Raw genomic sequence first — 19115 nt, 5'->3', positions numbered from 1 at the left:
CGATTGGGGAGCCGATGATTGATGGCGGCGATGCGGATGTGCTCGCTTCACTGGTTGGGCTGACGGGTTCGTGACGGCGGTGGGAGAAGCGCGGCCGGGCTCGCGCCGTGCGGCGGCGCGGCTGTACCGCAGCGCCTGGCGACCCGTTACGGGCAGCCGCCCTGATGACACTCGTCGTCGAGATCCTCAACGACCCAGACGGCCAGACACCACTCGCCCGCGTTCTGTCCCAGCTTCCCTCCAACCGCGCCGGATACCAGCCGATTGAAGCGCCTCGCCCCCACTGTTCCCCCGGCATGAACGCCGCCCCGGGCAAGAGTTCCCACCTGCGTCACGGAACCGTCGGCCCGCCCTCGCTCTTCCCCCAGCCCCGACCCACCAAGGTCTGAACGATCCGAAGGACATCCCGCAGCTCCTGCCGGACTCCTGGGCCGGGCCACTGGACGAACTGGACGGGCCCGCGAGACAACTGTGCCGAGACGCCGCGGTCCGCCTCGTCCAGATGACCTGTGGCGGATCTCGCGCCGCAGCCGCCTGCTACCTCGGCATCACCCCCGGCGCCCTCCAGTCCGCGACCGTCACCATCCGCGCCTGGCAGAAGATGCCGGGCAACGCGGACGCCCACCAGGACGCACTTCACCGCATCACCGAAATCGCCGCCGCGACCGAGGCGCCTTCATCGAGGAGGCTCACCGCTCCCGAGTAGATGACCGTCGGACCTCGAACCCGTCGATGGGGGCCGCCTCCCCCCGGCCACGGAATCGGGACCGGGATCTACGCTGGGCACTCCTCCCGCCCCGTCCGAGGAGTGGCGTGCCGCCTGCCTTCGTCCACCGGATCACCAAATACGACCCCGCCGACCGCGACGAGCACGGTCACTACACCGGCGCCGAGGACACGACCAGCGACAACGGGCCTGTCGAAGCGGCGTACCTGGCGGCGATGGCCGCCTTCGCGGAGAGCTCGGGCATCGACCGGCTGGAGATCCGCGATCCCGCGGTCACAGGCTTCGTACACTTCGGCGGGGAGCCCTCAGTTGCGGGGCACGGCCTCGGCGATCTCTTCCCTCCCGACCTCACCGGCTACCACGACGGGGCCGAGGTCTTCCTTCCGGTCGCCCTGGAGCTGGTCCGTGCGATGCTCCGCGACCAGGGCGCCTGGTGTCGGCTGGAGGTCGGGGACGTGTTCACCGTGCACGTCGGGTGGGATCAGTACATGTACGTGGGCAGCGACAGGCCCTGCGCGGACGCCGTGGCGCGTACCCGGGAACTCGGCCTCTTCCCGGAGCCGCTGACGGCCTCACCCTACGCGGCCGAGTTCGACGAAGCGGAAGTGACGGAGCCGGCCGACGAGCACTTCTGGATACGCGTGCACACCGCGCTGGCCTCACGGCATGCGTTGCTCCTCGAAGAAAGCCACGTCCGCAACGCCGCACGCTGGCACCGAATCACGCCGGACAACCTGGACACCGTGCGCGCCGGTCTCGCCCCCCGCGCCTTGCTGACCGTCTGGCCCGACCTGTCCCCGGACGTCGGCGCCGTCCTCGCCGCATTGCCCCAGGAGGAAACCATCGAGTTCGTCTGGGAGACGCCGGACGGGACGATCAGCCACGCGATCGTCGACGACACCGACTACCACAAGCTCACCGCCCACGTGGCCGATGCCCGAGCCGCCTGCGCCCTGCCCCTGTCCCTCGCCGAACACCGCCCGCTGCTCTGTGCTGTCCTCCCGGACAGCGACGGTGTACTGCGCGCCCGGTGGTAACCCGGTTCGCGCGCCGGGCGAACCAGCAGGTGCTGTGCATAGAACCGGCGGACCAGATGTCGCGCTCAGTCACAGCGACGTGATGGCCCACAGATCCGAGTCGACGCTCCGACAGGAAGGCCCGCGTAGAAGGCCAGGGTGACCCGTTTAACCTGGCCAAATGGTGGATGCGGTGGAATTCCGGGTCGGCGACGTGCTGTCGGTCGCTTGTCCCTACACGGCGACCAGGGTCGAGCGGGGTCTCACGTGGGATCACCTGGCGGTTCGATGGCCGTGGTGGGAAATCGACACCGGCAGCGAGTCCGCGCACTGGAACGGGATCGTCGCGCTCGGCGTAGGCAGCGGCGGACACGTCTCACCTGATGTCGAGCGCGAGCTGTTTCGGACCGACCCGCCGCCCGAACAGCTGAAGGAGGGAGACGTCTGCCGGGTCGGTGTGCCACCCACCGTGGTGCACGTGACGGCTGTCGACCACCATGATCCTCCGCGGGCCCTGGAACTGGACCGCCTTCGATGAGAGTCCGCTGGGGCGGGCCCGGAGTGGCCCCTCGTCCTGCTCACCCGAGCAGGGGCACCGTGCTCTGTTGCGGACGCGAAGACAGTGGCTACGAGCACAGCGAGCGGATCGCACCAGGAGACGGTCCGAGACTGGATGTCCCTTGCCGAGGCCTCGCCTACACCCTGATCCGTCGGGACGCCTCCGGCACCTGTCCCGTGGCTGAGCGCGTACCTGACCCAACGGGCCACCTATCGAGCACGGACACACGTGTTGTGACTGAGCGCTACACCTGGCCACTGAGCGCGATAGTTGGCCAGCCCAAGCGTCGTAGTCGGCCCGCCCAAGCGTCGTAGTCGGCCCGCCCATGCCTCGCTCGGCGTGCACACCGCCCCCGGATCGCGGGCGGCCTGACTGGGCGTTAGCCTCAGCGGATGATTCCTGCGCCGCCACCGAAGGTCATCACGCGTCACCGCGACGGGCGGATCTACGCCTACGTCGTGGACTCCGGTGCCTACGGGGCGCTGGAGCCCGCTGCGGTGTTCCAGCCGCGGGACGGCGACGGGGTCGTGGCGTCGGTGGTCCGGCAGGATCTGGAGCGGGTCGTGTACACGACGCTGAACGGCGCCGTGTGCCTCACACGTGCCGGCGACGTGGCGTGGGCCTCGGACTTCGAGCCGTACTCCGACGTACGCCATGGCCACCGGCCTGGCTGTGCGCTGTCTCTGGACGGCCGGACGGTGTGGGTCTACCGGCCGGACGCGATGGCGAGACGCGGGGGCGGAGACCAGTGGGTCGTGCACGACGCCGATAGCGGTGTGGTTCTGGCCCGCCGAGAGCTGGAGACGGTCGGACACGGCGCCGGCCACCACGTGCATCCCGTGGACGGCAGCGTCTACCTCGACATCGGTGAGGGCCAGGACGGCTCCGTCATTCTCCGGGGCACGGCCGGGGCGGATGGCCGGCCGGAGTTCGAGACCTACCCGTGGTCGGACCGCTGCCTGATCGACCTGGCGCCGTCCGGGCAGCAGTTCATGACCGTCGACCACGAGCAGGCAGACGTCGCCTTTCACCACCACCCCAACGGGGATGTGCTCTTCTCTCTCCCGGTCGAGGCCTTCGGGTACGACCCGGAGGAGTCCTTCGTGGAATGGAGCGGCGGCTACCTGACCGAGGACACGGCCGTCGTCACCCTGGGCGGTGAGAGCCAGGACGGGGAGGAGTGGTTCCGCTACCACCTGGTCGACGTACGCACAGGCACGCTCAGCGGCGAAATCACCGTCGAGGTGAGCAGCCCTTACGAGCTGGTGCCCCTGGGCGACGGCTCCTGGCTGACCGACGGCCCCGGTGGTCACCCCGTCCGTTGGTCCCGCGCTCCGCAGCAGTCCGCGCCGCCGCATCTTGCAGGTTGAGGGGGTGGATCGGCATTCAGGGCACGGTGGCCATGGCACGGGCTTTCTCGGGCGGCGATCCTGGAGAAAGCCCCTGTCGGCGGCTCGGTGGGGGTGTCAGGATGCGTGCATGACGCAGATCATCAAAGGGGGGAACCTTCCGCTCAGTGGCGAGCCGATGCGCGTAGCGGTCGTACGCCGGTCCGGTGGGCCGGGGGCACCGGAGGTCGACGCGGCTGCGCTGCTGGTCGACGCGAGCGGCAAAGTCAGGGGCCGAGGCGACCTGGTGTTCTACAACCAGCCAGTGCACGCGGGGAGCGGCGTACGGCTTCTGGGCAACGCCCAGGGGGAGGGCGGAGTGGCCGCGGACTGGCTGGAGATCGACCCCGGCCGGGTCGAGCCGTCCGTCGATCGGATTGTGGTCGCGGCGTCCTGCGACGGCGGGACGTTCGGGGAGGTCGCGGACTTGTACATGCAGGCGGTGAGCGCGGCCACCGGGGCGCAGTTGGCGCTGTACGCCGTCGAGGACGCGACGACGGAGACGGCGATCCTGTTGGGCGAGTTCTACCGCAGGAACGGGGGGTGGAAGTTCCGTGCGGTGGGGCAGGGATACGCGTCCGGGCTGCCGGGCCTGGCTGCGGACTTCGGTTTCACGGTGGCGGACGACGCACCCGCGCCGCCGCTGCCTCGCGGGCTTCCGTCGGCGCCACCGTTGCCGGAGACGGCCGCGGTGCCGACAGCCGTGCCGACAGCCGTGCCGGTGCCGCAGCCTGTCGCCGTACCACAGCCCGTCCCGGTGCCGGAGCCCGTCTCTGTCATGAAGACCGACGGCCCGGTGCCGGCCGCCGTCGCGCCGGCCGGCGGTCCCGCGATGCCGAGCAACTCGCTCCCGGCCGGCTTCGGGCCCGAGTTCCTGTACTTCGAGCAGAGCGGGAGTGGCAGCGAGGTCATCCGGGCCGACGTTCCCATCCCGGCCGGCTTCGTGGTCGTCGACGTGGTCAAGGAGGGCGACGGCAGCCTGGAGATCGTCACCCTGGACCACCGCAATCACGACGACAAAACCGTCTTCTTCAGCTGGATCGAGGACGTGCGAGGCCGGGGTCTCGCGGACCACCACGGTCGCGCTCCGCTGCGGCTGCACGTGAAGACCCAGGACGAGTGGACGGTCTCCGTACGCCCGGTGTCCACGCTCCGCGAGCTGAACGGCCGCCTTGAGGGGCATGGACCGGACGTGTTGGCCCACACCGGGGACGCGGTCGACCTCGTCATCAGGCACCGGGGCGACGAGGACGGGGAGGGGTACTTCGAAATCGAGGCCGTCCGGCCGAACGGCAAGCGCGATCACGTGTTCAGCAAGTGGGACCGTGGGCGCGGCACCGTACCGCTGACCGAAGGGCCGCGACTCTTGGTGATCAAGGCCAGCGGGGGCTGGTCGCTCGAGCCACGCCAGGTCGGCGGCAGGGGTTTCTGGAGCCGCCGTTGAGCACCAGAGCGGCCAGTGAATGTGCTCACGAAACGCCTGCCGCTCGGCGGTCGGCCCGCCCCCGTGCGGATGCCTCATACAACCGACCTACCGCACAACTACCGCTCGTCAGCTACGACATCACGCCGACAAAGTCAGTAGCCGCGCACATGCAGCCCGAAGCCCGTGCGGCCCGCGGGCTCCAGTCCCTCCTTCAGGTGCAGCGAGGAGATCTCGTAGTCGCCGAAGTTCTGCCGTCGGAACGCGATCGGTTCGGTCGACTCCAGGGTGAGCAGGCGCTGCTCCCATGCCTTGGCGACGTCCGGGTAGTCCTCGCCGGTCATCCGGTCGGTGCCGTACAGCACGAACGGCGGCAGCACTTCGATGCCCGGGTAGTAGAGGATGCCGTGGTGGATCGGGAACAGCAGATCGTCGATGGGGCCGTTGATCCCGCGAGCGGCGTAATGCGACTCCGGCCCGCCTGCGGTCACCGACAGCAGAGCCTTCCTGCCCGCGAGGGTGCCTTCGCCGAAGCGCTCGCCGTACCTGGTGTCGCTGTGCTCACCGACGCCGTACGCGAAGTGGTAGGTGAACACCCGGTCCACCCAGCCTTTGAGGATCGCGGGCATCGTGTACCACCACAGCGGGAACTGGAAGATGATCGTGTCGGCCCACAGCAGCTTCTCCTGTTCGGCGAGGACGTCCGGGGTGAGCGTCCCTGCGTCGAAGGCCCGGCCCGAGTCCAGGGCGACCTTCAACGGGCTTGAGGCGTTGGGGCCGTAGTCCGCGGCGTCCACGACCGCCTTCCAGTCCATCGCGTACAGATCGCTCACCCGTACCTCGTGCCCGGCGGTCTCCAATGTGGACACCGCGAGGTCCTTCAGCGAGCTGTTGAGCGACTTCGGCTCCGGGTGGGCGTAGACGATCAGCGTCTTCATGGGAACTCCTTCGGATCGGGTGCCTTCGATTCTGGGCGCCGCGGCACCCGGCGTTCAGGGGCGCCTCTTCCATCGGACGGGACTTCCTGGTATCGGCAGGACCACCTTCACGGGCACCACCGAGGCCATACTTGAGGCATGGACGATCTTGGGGGCTTCCTGCGGACCCGGCGTTCCCGGGTCGACCCGGCGGCCGTCGGCATAGCCACCGACAGACGCCGCCGGGTCGAAGGGCTGCGCCGCGAAGAGGTCGCGCACCTGTCCGGAGTCAGCGTCGACTACTACGTACGCCTGGAGCAGGGCCGCGCGACCCAGCCGTCCGAGCAGGTCCTCGACGCGCTCGCCCGCGTCCTCGGCCTCGACGAGACCGAACGCGGACACCTCTACCGGCTCGCCCGACAGCGCCGCCGCCGCGCGAAGGCACCGGGCGGGCGTGTCCGGCCGGAACTGCTGCGCGTCCTCGACCTGGTCGCCGACGCACCCGCGCTGATCATGGACCACCGCCTGGACGTGCTCGCCGGAAACCGCCTCGCCGGGCTTCTCTATGGCCGGCAGATGCCGGGTCTGAACACCGCCCGGCACATCTTCCTTGAGGAGGCCGAGCGCGGCCTTTACGCGGACTGGGAGAAATGCACCCTCGATGTGGTCGGCCACCTGCGCCTGGCCGCCGGCAAATACTCCGAGGACCCCCGCCTGGCCTCGCTCATCGGCGAGTTGGCGATGGGCAGCGAGCGCTTCCGCCGTCTCTGGGCCCGCGCGGACGTGCGCGCCCGCGCACATGGACGCAAGGCGTACCGGCACCCGCTGGTCGGACTGCTGGAACTGCACCAGGAGAACTTCGCGCTACCGGACGAATCAGGCATGGAGCTGCTGGTGCTGTCCGCGGCCCCCGGCAGCCCCGCCGAGGACGGGCTGCGCCTGCTCGCGCGCCTGGGCGCGGACAGCGGTGACGCGCATCCCACAGTGAACGCTCAGGTCCGCGAGTAAATTCAACGACGCCCCCCCCCCACCGCCGGGAACGCCTCAACAGTGACGGCTTTCCGGTCCCCGGCCTACTTTTGTCGGCTGGTGACACGCTTGGGTCGACCTTACGAAGGGCCCAGCTGCGCTGCCATGGAGTGCCGGACGAAGGTCGGCTGTGCGTGAGGGAGCGGTTGACGCCAGTTCGCGCAGTCGGCGGCATCCGCTGCCCGGGGGTGTGGGACGTCAGGACGCCGCGGCGCGGAAGACACTGGGGCTCAGGCCCCGATGGCGTTTGAAGGCGGCGCTGAAGCCGAAGGCATCGGCGTAGCCGACAGACTTGGCGATCTGAGCGATGGCGAAATCGGTGTCGGACAGGAGTGCCTCGGCCTCGTCCATGCGGCATTCGGTGAGGTAGGTCAGCGGCGGGCGGCCCATCACCTCGGTGAAGCGTTTGGCGAACAGCGCTCGGGAGACGCCGGATTCGGCGGCGAGCGCCGCTACCGTCCACGTCTGGGAGGGCCGGGCGTGGAAGGCTTGGAGGGCGGGGGCGAGGATCGGTTCGGCCAGGCCGCGATACCAGTCGGGGGCCTCCGGGCCGGCCTGCTCGAACCAGGTGCGCAGCGTGCACACCAGGGCCCAGTCCAGGAGTCGGTCCATCAGCGCCTGCGAGCCGGCCGAGCGCTGGGCGGCGTCGGCGGCGGCTGTCTCCAGCCAGGCGCAAACCTCGGTGTCCTCGTTGATCACCAGTACGGGTGGCAGGGCGCGCACCAGTCGTTGATGGCGATGGCCCGATGCGCGGTAGGCGCCCACGATCAGCGCGGTCGCTCCGTCCGGATCGTTGCCCCAGCGGATGCCGCCGAGGTCCTCGGCGGTGCATGCGGCATCTTCTGTGAAGCAGGCGATTTCGTACTCGACGTGTGGGCGGTTGCAGGAGGTCGGCCGATCCGCGAGGTGAAACGGGTCGGGGCCGCGCACGATCGCCGTGTCGCCGACGCCGACCACTTGTTCGGTACCGTCGGGCAGCAGCAGGGTGCCGCCGCCGCGCAGCACGCTCACCATGGTGAGCGGGGCGCCGTCGGCGAAGCGAATGGTCCAGGGCGCTTCCAGCAGGGCGTGACTGACGACCGAGCCCTCGGCCCGGATGCCACTGAGCAGAGAACTCAAAGGATCCACGGGCGCCATCGTAGACGAACTCCTATGCAGCGGAGCGTTTCTCCCATGGATCATCCAATCGATCATGGGTTTACTGGACTGGCAGAACCGACCGAGACCAGCCAGGAGAGACCATGTCGCACCTCGACAGCGCAGCCGGAACCGCCCTTGTGGTCATCGCGCACCACCGCACCGATTCCCTCACCGCGCACACCGCCCGCCGTACCGTTGCGCAACTCGAGACCGCCGGATACGTCGTCGACCTGCTCGACCTGCACGCCGAGGGGTTCGACCCGCGGATGAACGCGGCGGACCAGCCTGACTGGGGCAATCGGGAGAAGCCGTACTCGGACGAAGTCCGGGCCCATATGCAGCGCCTTCTCGACGCCGATGTCGTCGTCGCCGTGTTCCCCGTGTACTGGCAGAGTGTGCCCGCCCTCCTCAAGGGCTGGATCGATCGCGTGTGGAACTACGGATTCGCCTACGGTCGCAGCAAGTCTCGCCTGGCGGGCAAGCGCATGCTGTGGCTGGGTCTGGCCGGCGCCACCTCCGACGATCCCATCACGGAGGGAATGCAGGCCGTGCTGGAGACCAACTTGAGCGAGGGCATCGCCTACTACTGCGGGTTCTCCCACTCCACCGTCGCCCTGCTCCCCGACGCCGAGGAGCGCCCGCAGCGCCTCGACGCCGAGGGCAATCTGCTGGTCGGGGACGCGGTCGTGGGGGCCGAGCGCGAGGCGCAGTACACCGAGTTCGACCGCCGCGCGGGGAAGGCCGTGGAAGGGTTCCTTACGGCGGAACCGGTGGTGGTCTGAGGGCCACGGTAGCGGCGGCGTTGCAGGCTGGTGCCCGGTTGATGCTTGGCCTGCAACGCTTCCGAGCACACCACGGTCTGCCACACCAGCCGCTACGGCCGACGCCGAGGCACTGGCCGGGGACCGGACGCACCCACGCCTGCAAGCCCAAGGGCCGAGGCCGGACCATGCGAACTCCGCTTCGTCCACGGCATCTTGAGCTGCCCTCCATCAGGGCCACCTGGTCGATGCGGTCGAAGCACCCCTCGATATCCGTGGGGCGAGCCTGGCTGTTTGACCAACGAGAACTACGAGCCGACCGGGTACACCGGCGACCGGGACCGACCCCGCCCACCATGGACCGTACGGCCGGTCTCCTCCAGCTCTGGGACGCGACCACCGATCACCCGCGCGACGACGGCGACTACCTGGAACTCGCCGCGCGGCTGCTCGTCCTCGATGAGGACGAGATGTGCTGTCTCATGGGGGCGACTGCCGGCGCCAGTCCGGGGAGCTCGGTCAGCGGTGGCGGAGCTTGGTAGCCCAGTTACGGAGCGGGTCTTCGAGGATCAAGTTGTCGCCGCGAGCGACGGTCTGGAGCAGCTGGGCGCATACGGTCGCTTCGGCGGCGAGGCCGGCCTGGCTGCACAGGACGGGGGAAGGTGTCGTGGACGCGGGCGGCGGTGTCCGGCTGGAGCAGCATGTAGGCGTAGAGGGTGGCCGCGTCGAACCCCTCAGGGGCGCGGCCCCATGCCTCCCAGTCCAGGATCCGCAGAGGCAAGCAGAGGTTCGCCCAGTGCACGTCAGCATGGGCTGTGGTCCAGCAGGGCGCGGTAGGGGCGGGGATGCCGACGAACTCGGGGATGGCCCGGTCCATGTACTGCCGCCGTACGGCGACCCGGTCGGTCCGGTCGGTTTCGGCCGTCGACACCTTCTCCGGTACCCCGGCGAGGTCGGCCCACAACGGGGTGAATCCGCCCCGTCTACGGTCGGTAGAGGTAGAACAGCTCGGGGTCGCCCTCATCGAGGCCGTGGAGAAGGCCGACCGGGCTCCAACCTGCTCGTTGGAGCAGTCGCTGCATCGGCTGGTTGGAAACGTTGGTCGAGGTGAAGAGCTTCGGGGTCGTGCACGAGGCAGCCACGGCGTCCAGCAACCGATGACCAACGCCTCTGCCGCGGGCCGATGGGGCCACCATCAGCATGGTGACGAAGCCCTGTTCGAAGAACGTGTACTCAACCACGCAGTAGCCAAGCAGGCCAGACGCGTTCTCCGCTACGACCACCAGGCCCTGCCGGCACCACTTGCGGATGCTCGCCTGTCGCCCGACGTCACCTTCGACCGCGACCGCGTCGATCACAACCAGCGCGTCCGACTCCGACTCACTCGCGCGGCGCACAACGAACTCGCCGAGGTCCACTGCATCGTCCATGAGCTCATGCTGTCAGTTCGCTCCAGAAGCCCGTCCTGCCCCCGGTCCTCTGTCGCGGACTAGGTCGTTACAGTTTGTCCCCCATGCCGGCTGGTTCCGGAGGATGCGGCCCGCCACCGTCCTTGACGTCCTGTTCGCAGGTTCGTCCGTCGTAGGACTGGTCATTGGGGATCAATAGCACTCCGGCAACCTGCTCAGGGTGCTCGACGGCGAGCCAGCCGTCGCCCGTGAGGTCACCGTCCGGCCCGAACGCCTCAGAGGAATAGACCGTCTGGCACCCCAACGCCACGCGCTCCTTATCGACCGCGCAGGCGTCCACTGCAGGGCCGAATCTCTCGTCGGCGCCGTCGAAGCGGTAGTGGAAGTGGACCTTGTCACCTTCGGAGGGCACCTGCGGGTGAGGCTCAAGGCGCCAGTCAACGACCTCGGCGGTGACGCCGAGAGGCCGCCCAGACGTGTCCTCGACCTGCACCCTGACACCCGCCTCACCGCGCTCCGCAGTCGTGTCGGTGCAGCCCCAGTGGGAAGAGCAGCCGGACAGGGCGAGAATCATCAGAGCCAACGGAGCACCGGCAACTACCCGTGCGGGGAACACTCAGGTGACCTCCAGTCAGGGCGGAGCGGAGCAGTGTATCCCCGGGTATGGCAGCTGCGGCTGATAGCGAAGAGCGCCTGCGGCGGTGAATCCTCGCCTTCATCGCCACCGCCACCGCCACCAGCCTCATCAACTACCGCCGACTCAGCAAGTGAAACTACGTCTTGGCCAGAGCGCAGGCTTCGACCAGCAGCGCGTTGGTGTCGAGGACGCGCAGCGGCATCGGGTTGATCGCCGATCCGGAGGGGACAGCAGTGGCGGTGCCGCATCGGCACGGTCAAGCGTCATGGATCAAGTGTGGCCGCTGCCACTGACATGGGGACAGACTTTTCGGGCCGGGTGCCAGTCTGTTTGGGCAGCTTTCGGCGGCCGATGGCTATGAGGCCCAGCCGGGCAGTGCCCCGCGGGCGCGTGCGTCCTCTTTGAACACATAAGACGTCATCTCATTTGGCTGGGTAAGCTGCCGGTCGTGGCAGGGATCGTTGAGCGGCTGGTGCCGGACGAGTTGTGGGAACTGTTCCAACGGGTGGTGCCGGAGGCGCCGTCGCGGCCTCAGGGCGGTGGCCGGCGCCGGCACGGCGACTGCGAAGTGCTGGCCGCAATCGTCTTCGTGGCGACATCGGGATGCACGTGGCAGCAGTTGCCGACTGCCTCGTTCGGGCCGTCCGGTGCGACGGCCCACCGGCGATTCGCTGAATGGACGAAGGCCCGGGTGTGGGCCAAACTCCACCGCCTGGTCCTCGACGAACTGGGATCCCGCGGGGAGTTGGACTGGTCCCGGTGTGCGATCGACTCGGTCAACATGCGGGCCTTGAAAAGGGGGAGCTGACAGGCCCGAATCCTGTAGACCGGGGCAAGTACGGGTCGAAAATCCACTTGATCACGGAGCGGACCGGCCTGCCCCTTTCCGTCGGCATCTCGGGCGCGAACACGCACGACAGCCAGGCACTGATTCCGCTGGTGAAGGGCATACCGCCGATCCGCTCACGACGGGGACGCCGGCGGCGCAGACCTCACAACTCCACGCCGACAAGGGCTACGACTACAACCACCTGCGGCGTTGGCTAGCCGGCCGAGGCATCCGGCACCGCATCGCCCGCAAGGGCATCGAAACCTCGCAACGACTCGGCCGTCACCGCTGGACCATCGAACGCACCATGGCCTGGCTCGCCGGATGCCGACGTCTGCACCGCCGCTACGAACGCAAGGCCGACCACTTCCTCGCCTTCACCAGCATCGCCTGCACCCTGATCTGCTACCGCAGACTCACCAAATGAGATGATCTCTATATGGCCGCCGACGGGGATTTCCAACTGGCCCCCACCCTGCGGAGAGCAGCGCCGTCCCTCTTCGTCGCGGGGCACGTCGTACGGTTCACCTCCGATCGCGGTGAGGCTCCGCCGCAGTAAAGCCGGCATTTACTGCGGCACCACACTTTCTCGCAATAGCTACGTCGGACGACCGTCTAGCGCTGGTGATGCTCGGGGCTGAGGACATCGCCGTTGGCTCCGGGCGGCGGCGTCATGCCGGGTGGATGAGGCGGCTTTCGTAGGCGAAGATCACGGCCTGGATCCGGTCGCGGAGTTCGAGCTTGTGCAGGATTCGCCCCAGATGGGACTTCACGGTCGCCTCCGCGAGGTACAGGGTGGCCGCGATCTCGGTGTTGGACAGGCCGCAGCCCACCTGGATGAGCACCTCGCGCTCACGGGCGCTGAGCCGGCTCAGCCGCTCGTCGCGGTCGGCGCTGCTGCCGTCGGGGATGTGCGGGCGGAAGTTCTCCAGCAGGCGGCGGGTGATCCGCGGGGAGACCACCGCGTCGCCCGCGGCCACGCTGCGTATCGCGGTGAGCAACTCCTCGGGCCTGGTGTTTTTCAGCAGGAAGCCCGAGGCTCCGGCGTTGAGTCCGGCGAAGGCGTATTCATCCAGGTCGAAGGTGGTGAGGATCAGCACCCTGCTCTGCGGGGAGATCCGGATGACCTGCCGCGTCGCCTCGATCCCGTCGGTCCCGGGCATCCGGACGTCCATGAGGACGACATCGGGGCGCAGCTCCCGGGCGAGGCGTATGGCCTGGATGCCGTCCGCGGCTTCGCCGACCGGTGCCATGTCGGGCTGGGCCTCCAGGACCGTGCTGAAGGCCATACGGAGCAGCGCTTCGTCGTCGGCGATCAGGATGCGGATCGTCATGCGGACGCCGCTCCGCTGCCGCCGAGGAAGAGGCGGGTATGGACTCCCCAGCCGCCGCCCGGAAGCGGTCCGGCCTGCAACTTCCCCCCGTAGGCGGCCGAGCGCTCGCGCATACCGGGGATGCCGTGGCCGGATGGTGTGCCGTGGCCGGATGGTGTGGCGCCGGGAAGTGGCGGGCAGGGGCCGCTGTCGGTGACGTCCACTGTGACGGCCTCGGTCGAGCACCCTATCCGGACCTTCGCGTGGGTACCGGTGGGTGTGTGCTTGAGGGTGTTGGTCAAGGCTTCCTGTACCAGGCGGTAGACGGTCAGTTGTGCGGTGGCGGGTATGTGCGTGTGGTCGCCTTGGACCTCGACGCGGGTCGGCAGCCCGGCGGCGCGCATCTGATCGGCGAGAGTTTCCAGTTGTGCGATGCCGGGCAACGGGTGGCGCTCCGCGTCCGGTTCGTCGGTCCGCAGGATGCCCAATGAGCGCCGCATGTCGGTCAGGGCCTGTCGGCCCGTCTCGGAGATCTGGAGCATCGCGGTGGTGGCCTTGTCGGGCGACCGGTGCTGCGCGTAGACGGCGGCGTCGGTGAGGGCGACCATGACGGACAGGTTGTGGGTGACGATGTCGTGCATCTCCCGGGTGATACGGGTCCTCTCCTCGGCGACGGCCAGTCGCGCCTGCTGGTCCTGTTGTTGCTCCATGCGTGCGGCCCGTTCCTCCAGCGCCGCGAGGTAGGCGCGCGTGGTCCGCACATTCACACCCAGGACGGCGGCGGCGACGACCATCGCGGTCACCGCGACGAAGAGGGTCAGGAATGCGCCTTCCGTCGCCCAGCGCAGGCAGGCCAGCAGGGCCCCGCCCTCCACGATGGCACCGGCGACAAGCGTGCCGCGCCGGCCCGAGTTCGCGGCCGCCGTGTAGAGCGCCACCAACAAGGCGATGTCCGCCGGCAGTTGGACGTCCATCAGCCACTGGACGAAGGCCGCGGCTGCCACGGCGCCGAACACCGTGAGCGGGGCCCGGCGCCGCCACACCAGGGGCAGCGCAAGGGCGGCGGTGAGGGCCACGGCCACCGGGAGCTCGTGCGGCGCGCGCGTGGTCACGATGTGGAGCAGGAGCAGCGCCGGCAACAGCGAGTCCCCCACCATGGGTGGCAGCCGGAGGCCCCAGCGCCGGGCGGCTCCCCCCAGTCGCGCCGCTCGCACGGAGGCCAGGTCGGCGTACCGCGTCAACCGTACGGCCGTCATCGTCCGCCGCACGCGGTTCCGGTAGCGCACCGGGTGGGCATGGCCCGGCTCTGCGGCCGCCTCGGTCATCACATGTCCCTGTCGATTCAGCATCGTGGTGGCACCGGCAGGGGCCACCTCCGCGCACAGCCGGAGCCGAGTCGGGTACTCGGGTACTCGGGTACTCGGGTACTCGGGTACTCGGGTACTCGGGTACTCGGGTACTCGGGTACTCGGGTACTCGGGTACTCGGGTACAAGGAGCGCACACCCGCGCTCCCCGGCGTGTACCGCGGCCCTGTCACGGTAGGCCGCGGGCTCGCGAAGCACATGAGTCCACCGACTGATGGCACCGCGCCGAGGTACGACCACAGGAGGAGTCCCGCTACCGTCCGCGGTCGCAAAGCGGCCGTTCACCTGGCGTGCTCGATTGCGACTCCGGTCGCACAGGCGAGATGCCTGGATGCGACTGTGGTCGCACAGGGGACATGCCTCGGATTGCGACTCCCGTTGCATGCGATGGCCACCCGGGATCGATGTGGCATCGCGTGCCCCGCCCTGACGATGGCCAGGTGACCGAGATCATCGCGGGGCTGTACATGTCCCCTCTGGAATTTCTTGCCGTGCTGGGTGCCGTCGCGCTGGTGGTGGCGCGCTGGCTTCCCCCCACTGCCCGCCCACGCGTCACGATCGCGGCGGGGGCGGTTCTCGTGCTGTCCGCGATCGTGCTGAGTGCGGTGGGGATCCGCTGGCAGATGCTGCCGGTACTGGCAGGCGCTGCCGCCGCGTTGCCGTTCGCCCTCTCTCCCCTGCTGCGACGCCGTACCGCCCGGCCGGCGTGGCGGGCCCGATGGTGGCTGGCGTTGCCGGGGTCGGTGGCCTGCGTCGGCCTGATCGCCACGGGTCCGGCGGCCGCCTGGGCCTTTCCCGTACCCGTGTTCCCCGAACCGTCGGGCCGTTTCGCCGTCGGCACCCGCGTGGTGCAGTGGACCGACCCACGCCGCCCCGAGGGCTTCACCGCCGATCCGCACGACCGGCGCACGGTCGTGGTCCAGCTCTGGTATCCCGCGCAGAAGAGCCCCGCAGGCACGCACCGGGCCCAGTACCTCGGACGCACGAAGCACGAGGCGCGCACCGTTTCCGACGCCCTCGCCCGGCAGGTCGGCCTGCCTGGCTTCCTGGTCGACGGCGTCCCGCGTGCCCACACCCATTCGGTCTTCAACGCCCCGGTGGCCGACCGGGGCGGACGGTTCCCGGTCGTGCTGTTCTCTCCCGGATCGGGCGGAGTGCGCACCCAGAACACCGCCTGGGCGGAAGAACTCGCCAGCCACGGCTATGTGGTCGCCGCCCTCGACCACCCGTACGACTCCGCCGCCGTCGTCCTCACCGACGGCCGAACGATTCGCACCAAGACCGCCTCCACCGGCGACCGGGACAAGGACGCCTCGCTGTCGACCGGCTGGACGGCTGTTCGGGCCGCCGACCTCAGCTTCGTCCTCACCCAGCTGGACCGTCTGGGCCGAGGTGAGATTGCCGGCCCGCTGACCGGACGCCTGGACACGAGTCGGGTCGCGGTCACCGGCCACTCCATGGGTGGTGCTGCCGCCCTGCAGGCGGCCCGGCAGGACCACCGGTTCGACGCCGTCATCGATCTGGACGGCTACCCCCACGGCCCCACCTCCCCCTCCCTCCACCAGCCGACGCTCGCGCTCACCCAGGCCATCTCCCCCGAAACCGACCCGCGCTACATACCCCGCCTCACCAAGGCCCTCAAGCTCAACACCGTGACGAGCTACCGGCTCACCATCCCCGGCGCCGCACACCTCACCTTCATGGACGGCCCCCTGTACCTGCCGCCCGTGCCCTCGATCGTCGGCTCCCCGGGCCGCACCGAGAGCCCACACATCGTCGCCGCAACCACTCTCGCCTTCCTGGACACCACCCTGCGGCACAAACCCGGTGACCTGGCCGGCGTCCTGTCGGCCCACGGCGACCTCAGCGTCTACCACCCGGGCAGCAGCCGCTGATCAGCTGTGCCGCGGCAGCCGACAGCACGGCCGTTCCCTCGCCGGCCGGAGTGCGGTCCGCGGTGCGGCCCCGCCGCGGACGGTAGTTCAGAGCGGCTGACCCTCCAGACGTCGCCTGTGGTGAGGCAGCCTTCCTGGGCCCCGGCCGCTCGATCACCACTATCGCCGAGCTGCTGGGCATCTCCCTGGGAACCCTCTCCACCTCCCCGCGAACCGACGCAGGCCCGCCGAGCAGGGCCGGGCGCTGCGCCACGCCGTGGACATCGCCGGCGTACCGTCGCGTCGCTTGGCGCCGGAGGCCATGCTCAGGTGCGTTCGCGAGGAGTTCGGTGACGCGGACTTCACCGTTGCCGCTCTGGCGAGCGAGTTCCACCTGTCCGTGCGCTCGGTGCAGGCGCTCTTCGCCGAGGCCGGCATCTCCCGGCCGCCGAGATCCGGCGCGTCCGCCTCGAGTTCGCCGCCGGTCTCCTCGCGGACGGTTCGACGATTCGTCACGCCGCCCTGGCCAGCGGTTTCACCGACCCCGGCACCTTCGCCCGTGCGTTCCGGCGGCAGTACGGAGAATCACCCAGCAACCAGGCTCGCCGCGCCGGCTGACGGCCCGGGGTCGGCCCATCAGCCGCGTACTGGGCGTCCTCCTCGCCCAACGCCGGCGTGTAGTCACCGGCATCGGTGCCGGGTCCCTGGCAAGGGGGCTCGGCGACACCGGCCGCGCTCACCAGTGGGGTTGACGGGGATGTTGCCGGCTTCCAGGTACATGACGGCGGCGGCGCAGGCCACGGTCACAGTTGGAGCGCCCCAGCCAGCGGCAGCGGCAGCGGCAGCGGCAGCGGCAGCGGCAGCGGCAGCGGCCCAGGTTGTGCACCAGGGCGGCAGCGCGGGCGTAGGCGCCGTCGTAGACGGGTGTGTCGAGGAGTTCGCCGCGGTGGCGGGCGAACGCTGCGATGGGCACGCCGCAGTCATCGGCGGCCGGGTCGCGGGGCCCGGCCCGTTCCGCCACTTCGAGGATCCAGGACAGGATTTGTCGACGTGCAGGAGCACGTGGCAAGTAGATCCGGCGGAGCCGGAAACTTGTATGACAACGCCGCGAGGCTCTGGCACGATCGCTCAGACGTCCTGCCCTGCCCGGTTCTGGAGGAACACCACGGCCATCGATTACGAGCTCGCTCCGGCCTGGTTGCCGTGGTCTGCCGTCGATCCCGATCTCGTTGCTTTCGCCTGGGACGATGACGAGGCCTCTCAGGTCGCCACAGTGATCGCCTCGATGGTGCCGCCTGCCGGTGCCGGGTGGGAAGAGAATCATCGTTTCACCACCGAGGTCACGGTGCTTCTGGCAGCCCGATACGGCCGGTGGACCTGCGGATGGCATTGGGCGGTCGGCGAGGGCGGTGGTGGTGGCATCGTCACCAGCTGGTGCTGCGCCTCCCATTCGATAGGCGAACCCGCAGCGACGGCCGCCAAGGTGATCGCGTCGCTGCGGGAGTGGCGTGACTGGCTGGAGGAACTGGCCGAGCGGTTCGCCCGGTTGGCACCGCCCACCGGAGCGGACGCCGAGGAGCGCAGCTGGCACCTGGAACGGGCGGCTACCCGACTGGTGACGGTGGTGGTAGACCGCACGGGTGCCGAATGCGGCTGGTACGGGCTCTGCCACACCGTGTTGACGTGGTTCCTTTCTTCTACGGGCATGGGGCCGGAAAGGGCGAAGGGCGCGGTCGAGACCGCGATCGGTGGACGGTTCGAGAGCTGGACGGAACCGTCACGGCCCCTGGTCGCCACCGTGGGCGAGGATCTTGCCGTAGGCCTGACCGGAGAGCAGCCGTACCGTGACCGCTGACGCCTTGGCTTCCTGGTGCCATGTCAGGAACCAGATCGACTGGGCTTCCGCGGCCGGCGAGACACCGACCCCGGTCGAGGCGACCGTGGACGGTTTCGGCACCTGGTGCGATGCCGGGGGGCGTGCCTCGAATCCGGCTCGAACCGACCGATTGCTCGCGGCGCTGACGCGATCGCGCGCAGACGCTTCCCAAAGGCGCCCCCTCACCTGCCCGCTTCTGGCTGGATGGCAGCGTCTTGTCCTGGGCATGCCTGAGGTTCCGTTCCGACAAGGCGATGCCTTCGCCAAGGGCGGCCGGGAGCGCTACGCACTTACGCCACATACCTGGCGGGACTTCGAGCGTTGTCTGCGCGACAGCGCCGACCTGCGAGTCCCTCTGGCCTCCCGCGCGGCCAGGGCCTACCTGGACGTGGCCTTCTTCCACCCCTTCGCCGATGGCAACGCCCGCCTCGCCATGCTCACCCTCGCCTATGTCCTGGAGTTGGAGGTAGTGCGGCTTGATCAGACCGGTCCCTTGCAGACCACGCGGTACGCCGACGACGCTGCCGGCGCAGCTGACCTGGCTGTCCTGGTCTCCGTCCTCATCCGCTCGACCCATCACCGGACCGTCAGGGCCCGCTACTGAGAGCGCACAGCGGCAGGTGAGTGGCGTAGGCGGACGCGTCCGGGCACAGGTCCAGCTGCCCGCTCTCCGGGGGAACGCGACGGGCCGGACGTGCTCGGGAAGCCGCGCCGCGACGGCGGCCGCGATCTCCGGCCAGCGGTCCAGCACGCTGCCGCCGGCGGCCGGAATCGCCCAGGCCGCGCCGCCATCAAGCCCTGGAGCACGGCGTCGAACCCGCTCGGCTCTCGGCCGTCGGGCCGTACACCGG

Annotated in this window: 19 protein-coding genes and 2 pseudogenes; 13 read left to right on the top strand and 8 right to left on the bottom strand. The window is 69.4% G+C overall.

Going from position 1 to position 19115, the window contains the following annotated elements; genetic code table 11:
* Positions 1-502 precede the first annotated feature (502 nt).
* The 5 genes from JIX56_RS45920 (at position 503) to JIX56_RS45900 (ending at position 5134) form a co-directional block, all read left to right on the top strand.
* Positions 503-706 (top strand): hypothetical protein, encoded by a 204-nt coding sequence (locus JIX56_RS45920; RefSeq protein WP_257550190.1) that lies wholly within the window; start codon positions 503-505, stop codon positions 704-706.
* 107 nt (positions 707-813) lie between these two features.
* Positions 814-1764 (top strand): RNA-binding protein, encoded by a 951-nt coding sequence (locus JIX56_RS45915; protein WP_257550188.1) that lies wholly within the window; start codon positions 814-816, stop codon positions 1762-1764.
* 160 nt (positions 1765-1924) lie between these two features.
* A complete protein-coding gene (locus tag JIX56_RS45910) occupies positions 1925-2281 on the top strand; it encodes a hypothetical protein (protein WP_257550186.1) in 357 nt (118 codons plus the stop codon).
* Between the two features lie 413 nt (positions 2282-2694).
* Positions 2695-3672 carry a hypothetical protein gene (locus JIX56_RS45905; protein WP_257550184.1) on the top strand — a complete coding sequence of 326 codons (978 nt, stop codon included), beginning with the start codon at positions 2695-2697 and terminating at the stop codon, positions 3670-3672.
* A gap of 109 nt (positions 3673-3781) precedes the next feature.
* A complete protein-coding gene (locus JIX56_RS45900) occupies positions 3782-5134 on the top strand; it encodes a TerD family protein (RefSeq protein WP_257550183.1) in 1353 nt (450 codons plus the stop codon).
* Positions 5135-5268: 134 nt separating this feature from the next.
* On the opposite strand, the gene JIX56_RS45895 is transcribed toward JIX56_RS45900, so the two are convergent.
* Positions 5269-6051, bottom strand: a complete 783-nt coding sequence (locus JIX56_RS45895) for an NAD(P)H-dependent oxidoreductase (protein ID WP_257550181.1) — start codon at positions 6049-6051, stop codon at positions 5269-5271.
* Positions 6052-6189: 138 nt separating this feature from the next.
* Between JIX56_RS45895 and JIX56_RS45890 the strand changes: the two genes are divergently transcribed.
* Positions 6190-7038 (top strand): helix-turn-helix transcriptional regulator, encoded by an 849-nt coding sequence (locus JIX56_RS45890; protein ID WP_257550179.1) that lies wholly within the window; start codon positions 6190-6192, stop codon positions 7036-7038.
* A gap of 219 nt (positions 7039-7257) precedes the next feature.
* On the opposite strand, the gene JIX56_RS45885 is transcribed toward JIX56_RS45890, so the two are convergent.
* On the bottom strand, positions 7258-8187 hold the full coding sequence (locus tag JIX56_RS45885) for an AraC family transcriptional regulator (RefSeq protein WP_443032091.1): 930 nt from the start codon (positions 8185-8187) through the stop codon (positions 7258-7260).
* Positions 8188-8300: 113 nt separating this feature from the next.
* On the opposite strand from JIX56_RS45885, the gene JIX56_RS45880 reads away from it, so the two are divergent.
* A complete protein-coding gene (locus JIX56_RS45880) occupies positions 8301-8981 on the top strand; it encodes an NAD(P)H oxidoreductase (RefSeq protein ID WP_257550175.1) in 681 nt (226 codons plus the stop codon).
* Between the two features lie 335 nt (positions 8982-9316).
* A complete protein-coding gene (locus tag JIX56_RS45875) occupies positions 9317-9502 on the top strand; it encodes a hypothetical protein (RefSeq protein ID WP_257550173.1) in 186 nt (61 codons plus the stop codon).
* A gap of 5 nt (positions 9503-9507) precedes the next feature.
* Here JIX56_RS45875 and JIX56_RS45870 read toward each other — a convergent pair whose 3' ends face one another.
* The 3 genes from JIX56_RS45870 to JIX56_RS45860 form a co-directional block, all read right to left on the bottom strand.
* A complete protein-coding gene (locus JIX56_RS45870; RefSeq protein ID WP_257550171.1) occupies positions 9508-9924 on the bottom strand; it encodes a hypothetical protein in 417 nt (138 codons plus the stop codon).
* Between the two features lie 19 nt (positions 9925-9943).
* A complete protein-coding gene (locus JIX56_RS45865; protein WP_257550169.1) occupies positions 9944-10390 on the bottom strand; it encodes a GNAT family N-acetyltransferase in 447 nt (148 codons plus the stop codon).
* A 67-nt stretch (positions 10391-10457) separates the two neighbouring features.
* Positions 10458-10943 (bottom strand): hypothetical protein, encoded by a 486-nt coding sequence (locus tag JIX56_RS45860; RefSeq protein WP_257550167.1) that lies wholly within the window; start codon positions 10941-10943, stop codon positions 10458-10460.
* Positions 10944-11463: 520 nt separating this feature from the next.
* Between JIX56_RS45860 and JIX56_RS45855 the strand changes: the two are divergent.
* A pseudogene (locus tag JIX56_RS45855) lies at positions 11464-12262 on the top strand (IS5 family transposase).
* A 244-nt stretch (positions 12263-12506) separates the two neighbouring features.
* Here the strand turns inward: JIX56_RS45855 and JIX56_RS45850 are convergent.
* Complete coding sequence (locus tag JIX56_RS45850) at positions 12507-13169, bottom strand: response regulator (protein WP_257550166.1); 663 nt, start codon at positions 13167-13169, stop codon at positions 12507-12509.
* Positions 13166-14497: a sensor histidine kinase gene (locus JIX56_RS45845; RefSeq protein ID WP_257550164.1), complete on the bottom strand. Its 1332-nt coding sequence runs from the start codon at positions 14495-14497 to the stop codon at positions 13166-13168. The genes JIX56_RS45850 and JIX56_RS45845 overlap by 4 nt, the downstream gene beginning before the upstream one ends.
* Positions 14498-14918: 421 nt before the next feature.
* Between JIX56_RS45845 and JIX56_RS45840 the strand changes: the two genes are divergently transcribed.
* Both JIX56_RS45840 and JIX56_RS48255 read left to right on the top strand, forming a co-directional pair.
* The gene (locus JIX56_RS45840) at positions 14919-16409 is read left to right on the top strand and encodes an alpha/beta hydrolase family protein (protein WP_257550156.1); all 1491 of its coding nucleotides are present in this window, start codon (positions 14919-14921) and stop codon (positions 16407-16409) included.
* A gap of 432 nt (positions 16410-16841) precedes the next feature.
* Complete coding sequence (locus tag JIX56_RS48255; RefSeq protein ID WP_443032090.1) at positions 16842-17006, top strand: helix-turn-helix domain-containing protein; 165 nt, start codon at positions 16842-16844, stop codon at positions 17004-17006.
* Positions 17007-17123: 117 nt separating this feature from the next.
* Here the strand turns inward: JIX56_RS48255 and JIX56_RS45835 are convergent.
* Positions 17124-17430: pseudogene (locus tag JIX56_RS45835) on the bottom strand (hypothetical protein); the annotation flags it as partial.
* On the opposite strand from JIX56_RS45835, the gene JIX56_RS45830 reads away from it, so the two are divergent.
* Together JIX56_RS45830 and JIX56_RS45825 are read left to right on the top strand one after the other, a co-directional pair.
* On the top strand, positions 17335-18243 hold the full coding sequence (locus JIX56_RS45830; RefSeq protein WP_257551588.1) for a hypothetical protein: 909 nt from the start codon (positions 17335-17337) through the stop codon (positions 18241-18243). The pseudogene JIX56_RS45835 and the gene JIX56_RS45830 overlap by 96 nt on opposite strands.
* 247 nt (positions 18244-18490) lie before the next feature.
* On the top strand, positions 18491-18868 hold the full coding sequence (locus JIX56_RS45825) for a Fic family protein (protein WP_257550154.1): 378 nt from the start codon (positions 18491-18493) through the stop codon (positions 18866-18868).
* Positions 18869-19115 lie beyond the last annotated feature (247 nt).

Origin of the sequence: Streptomyces sp. CA-210063 (assembly GCF_024612015.1) — a bacterium.
Lineage (GTDB): Bacteria > Actinomycetota > Actinomycetes > Streptomycetales > Streptomycetaceae > Streptomyces.
The sequence above is the reverse complement of the archived record's forward strand: the minus strand, read 5'-3'. Positions and strand labels throughout refer to the sequence as shown.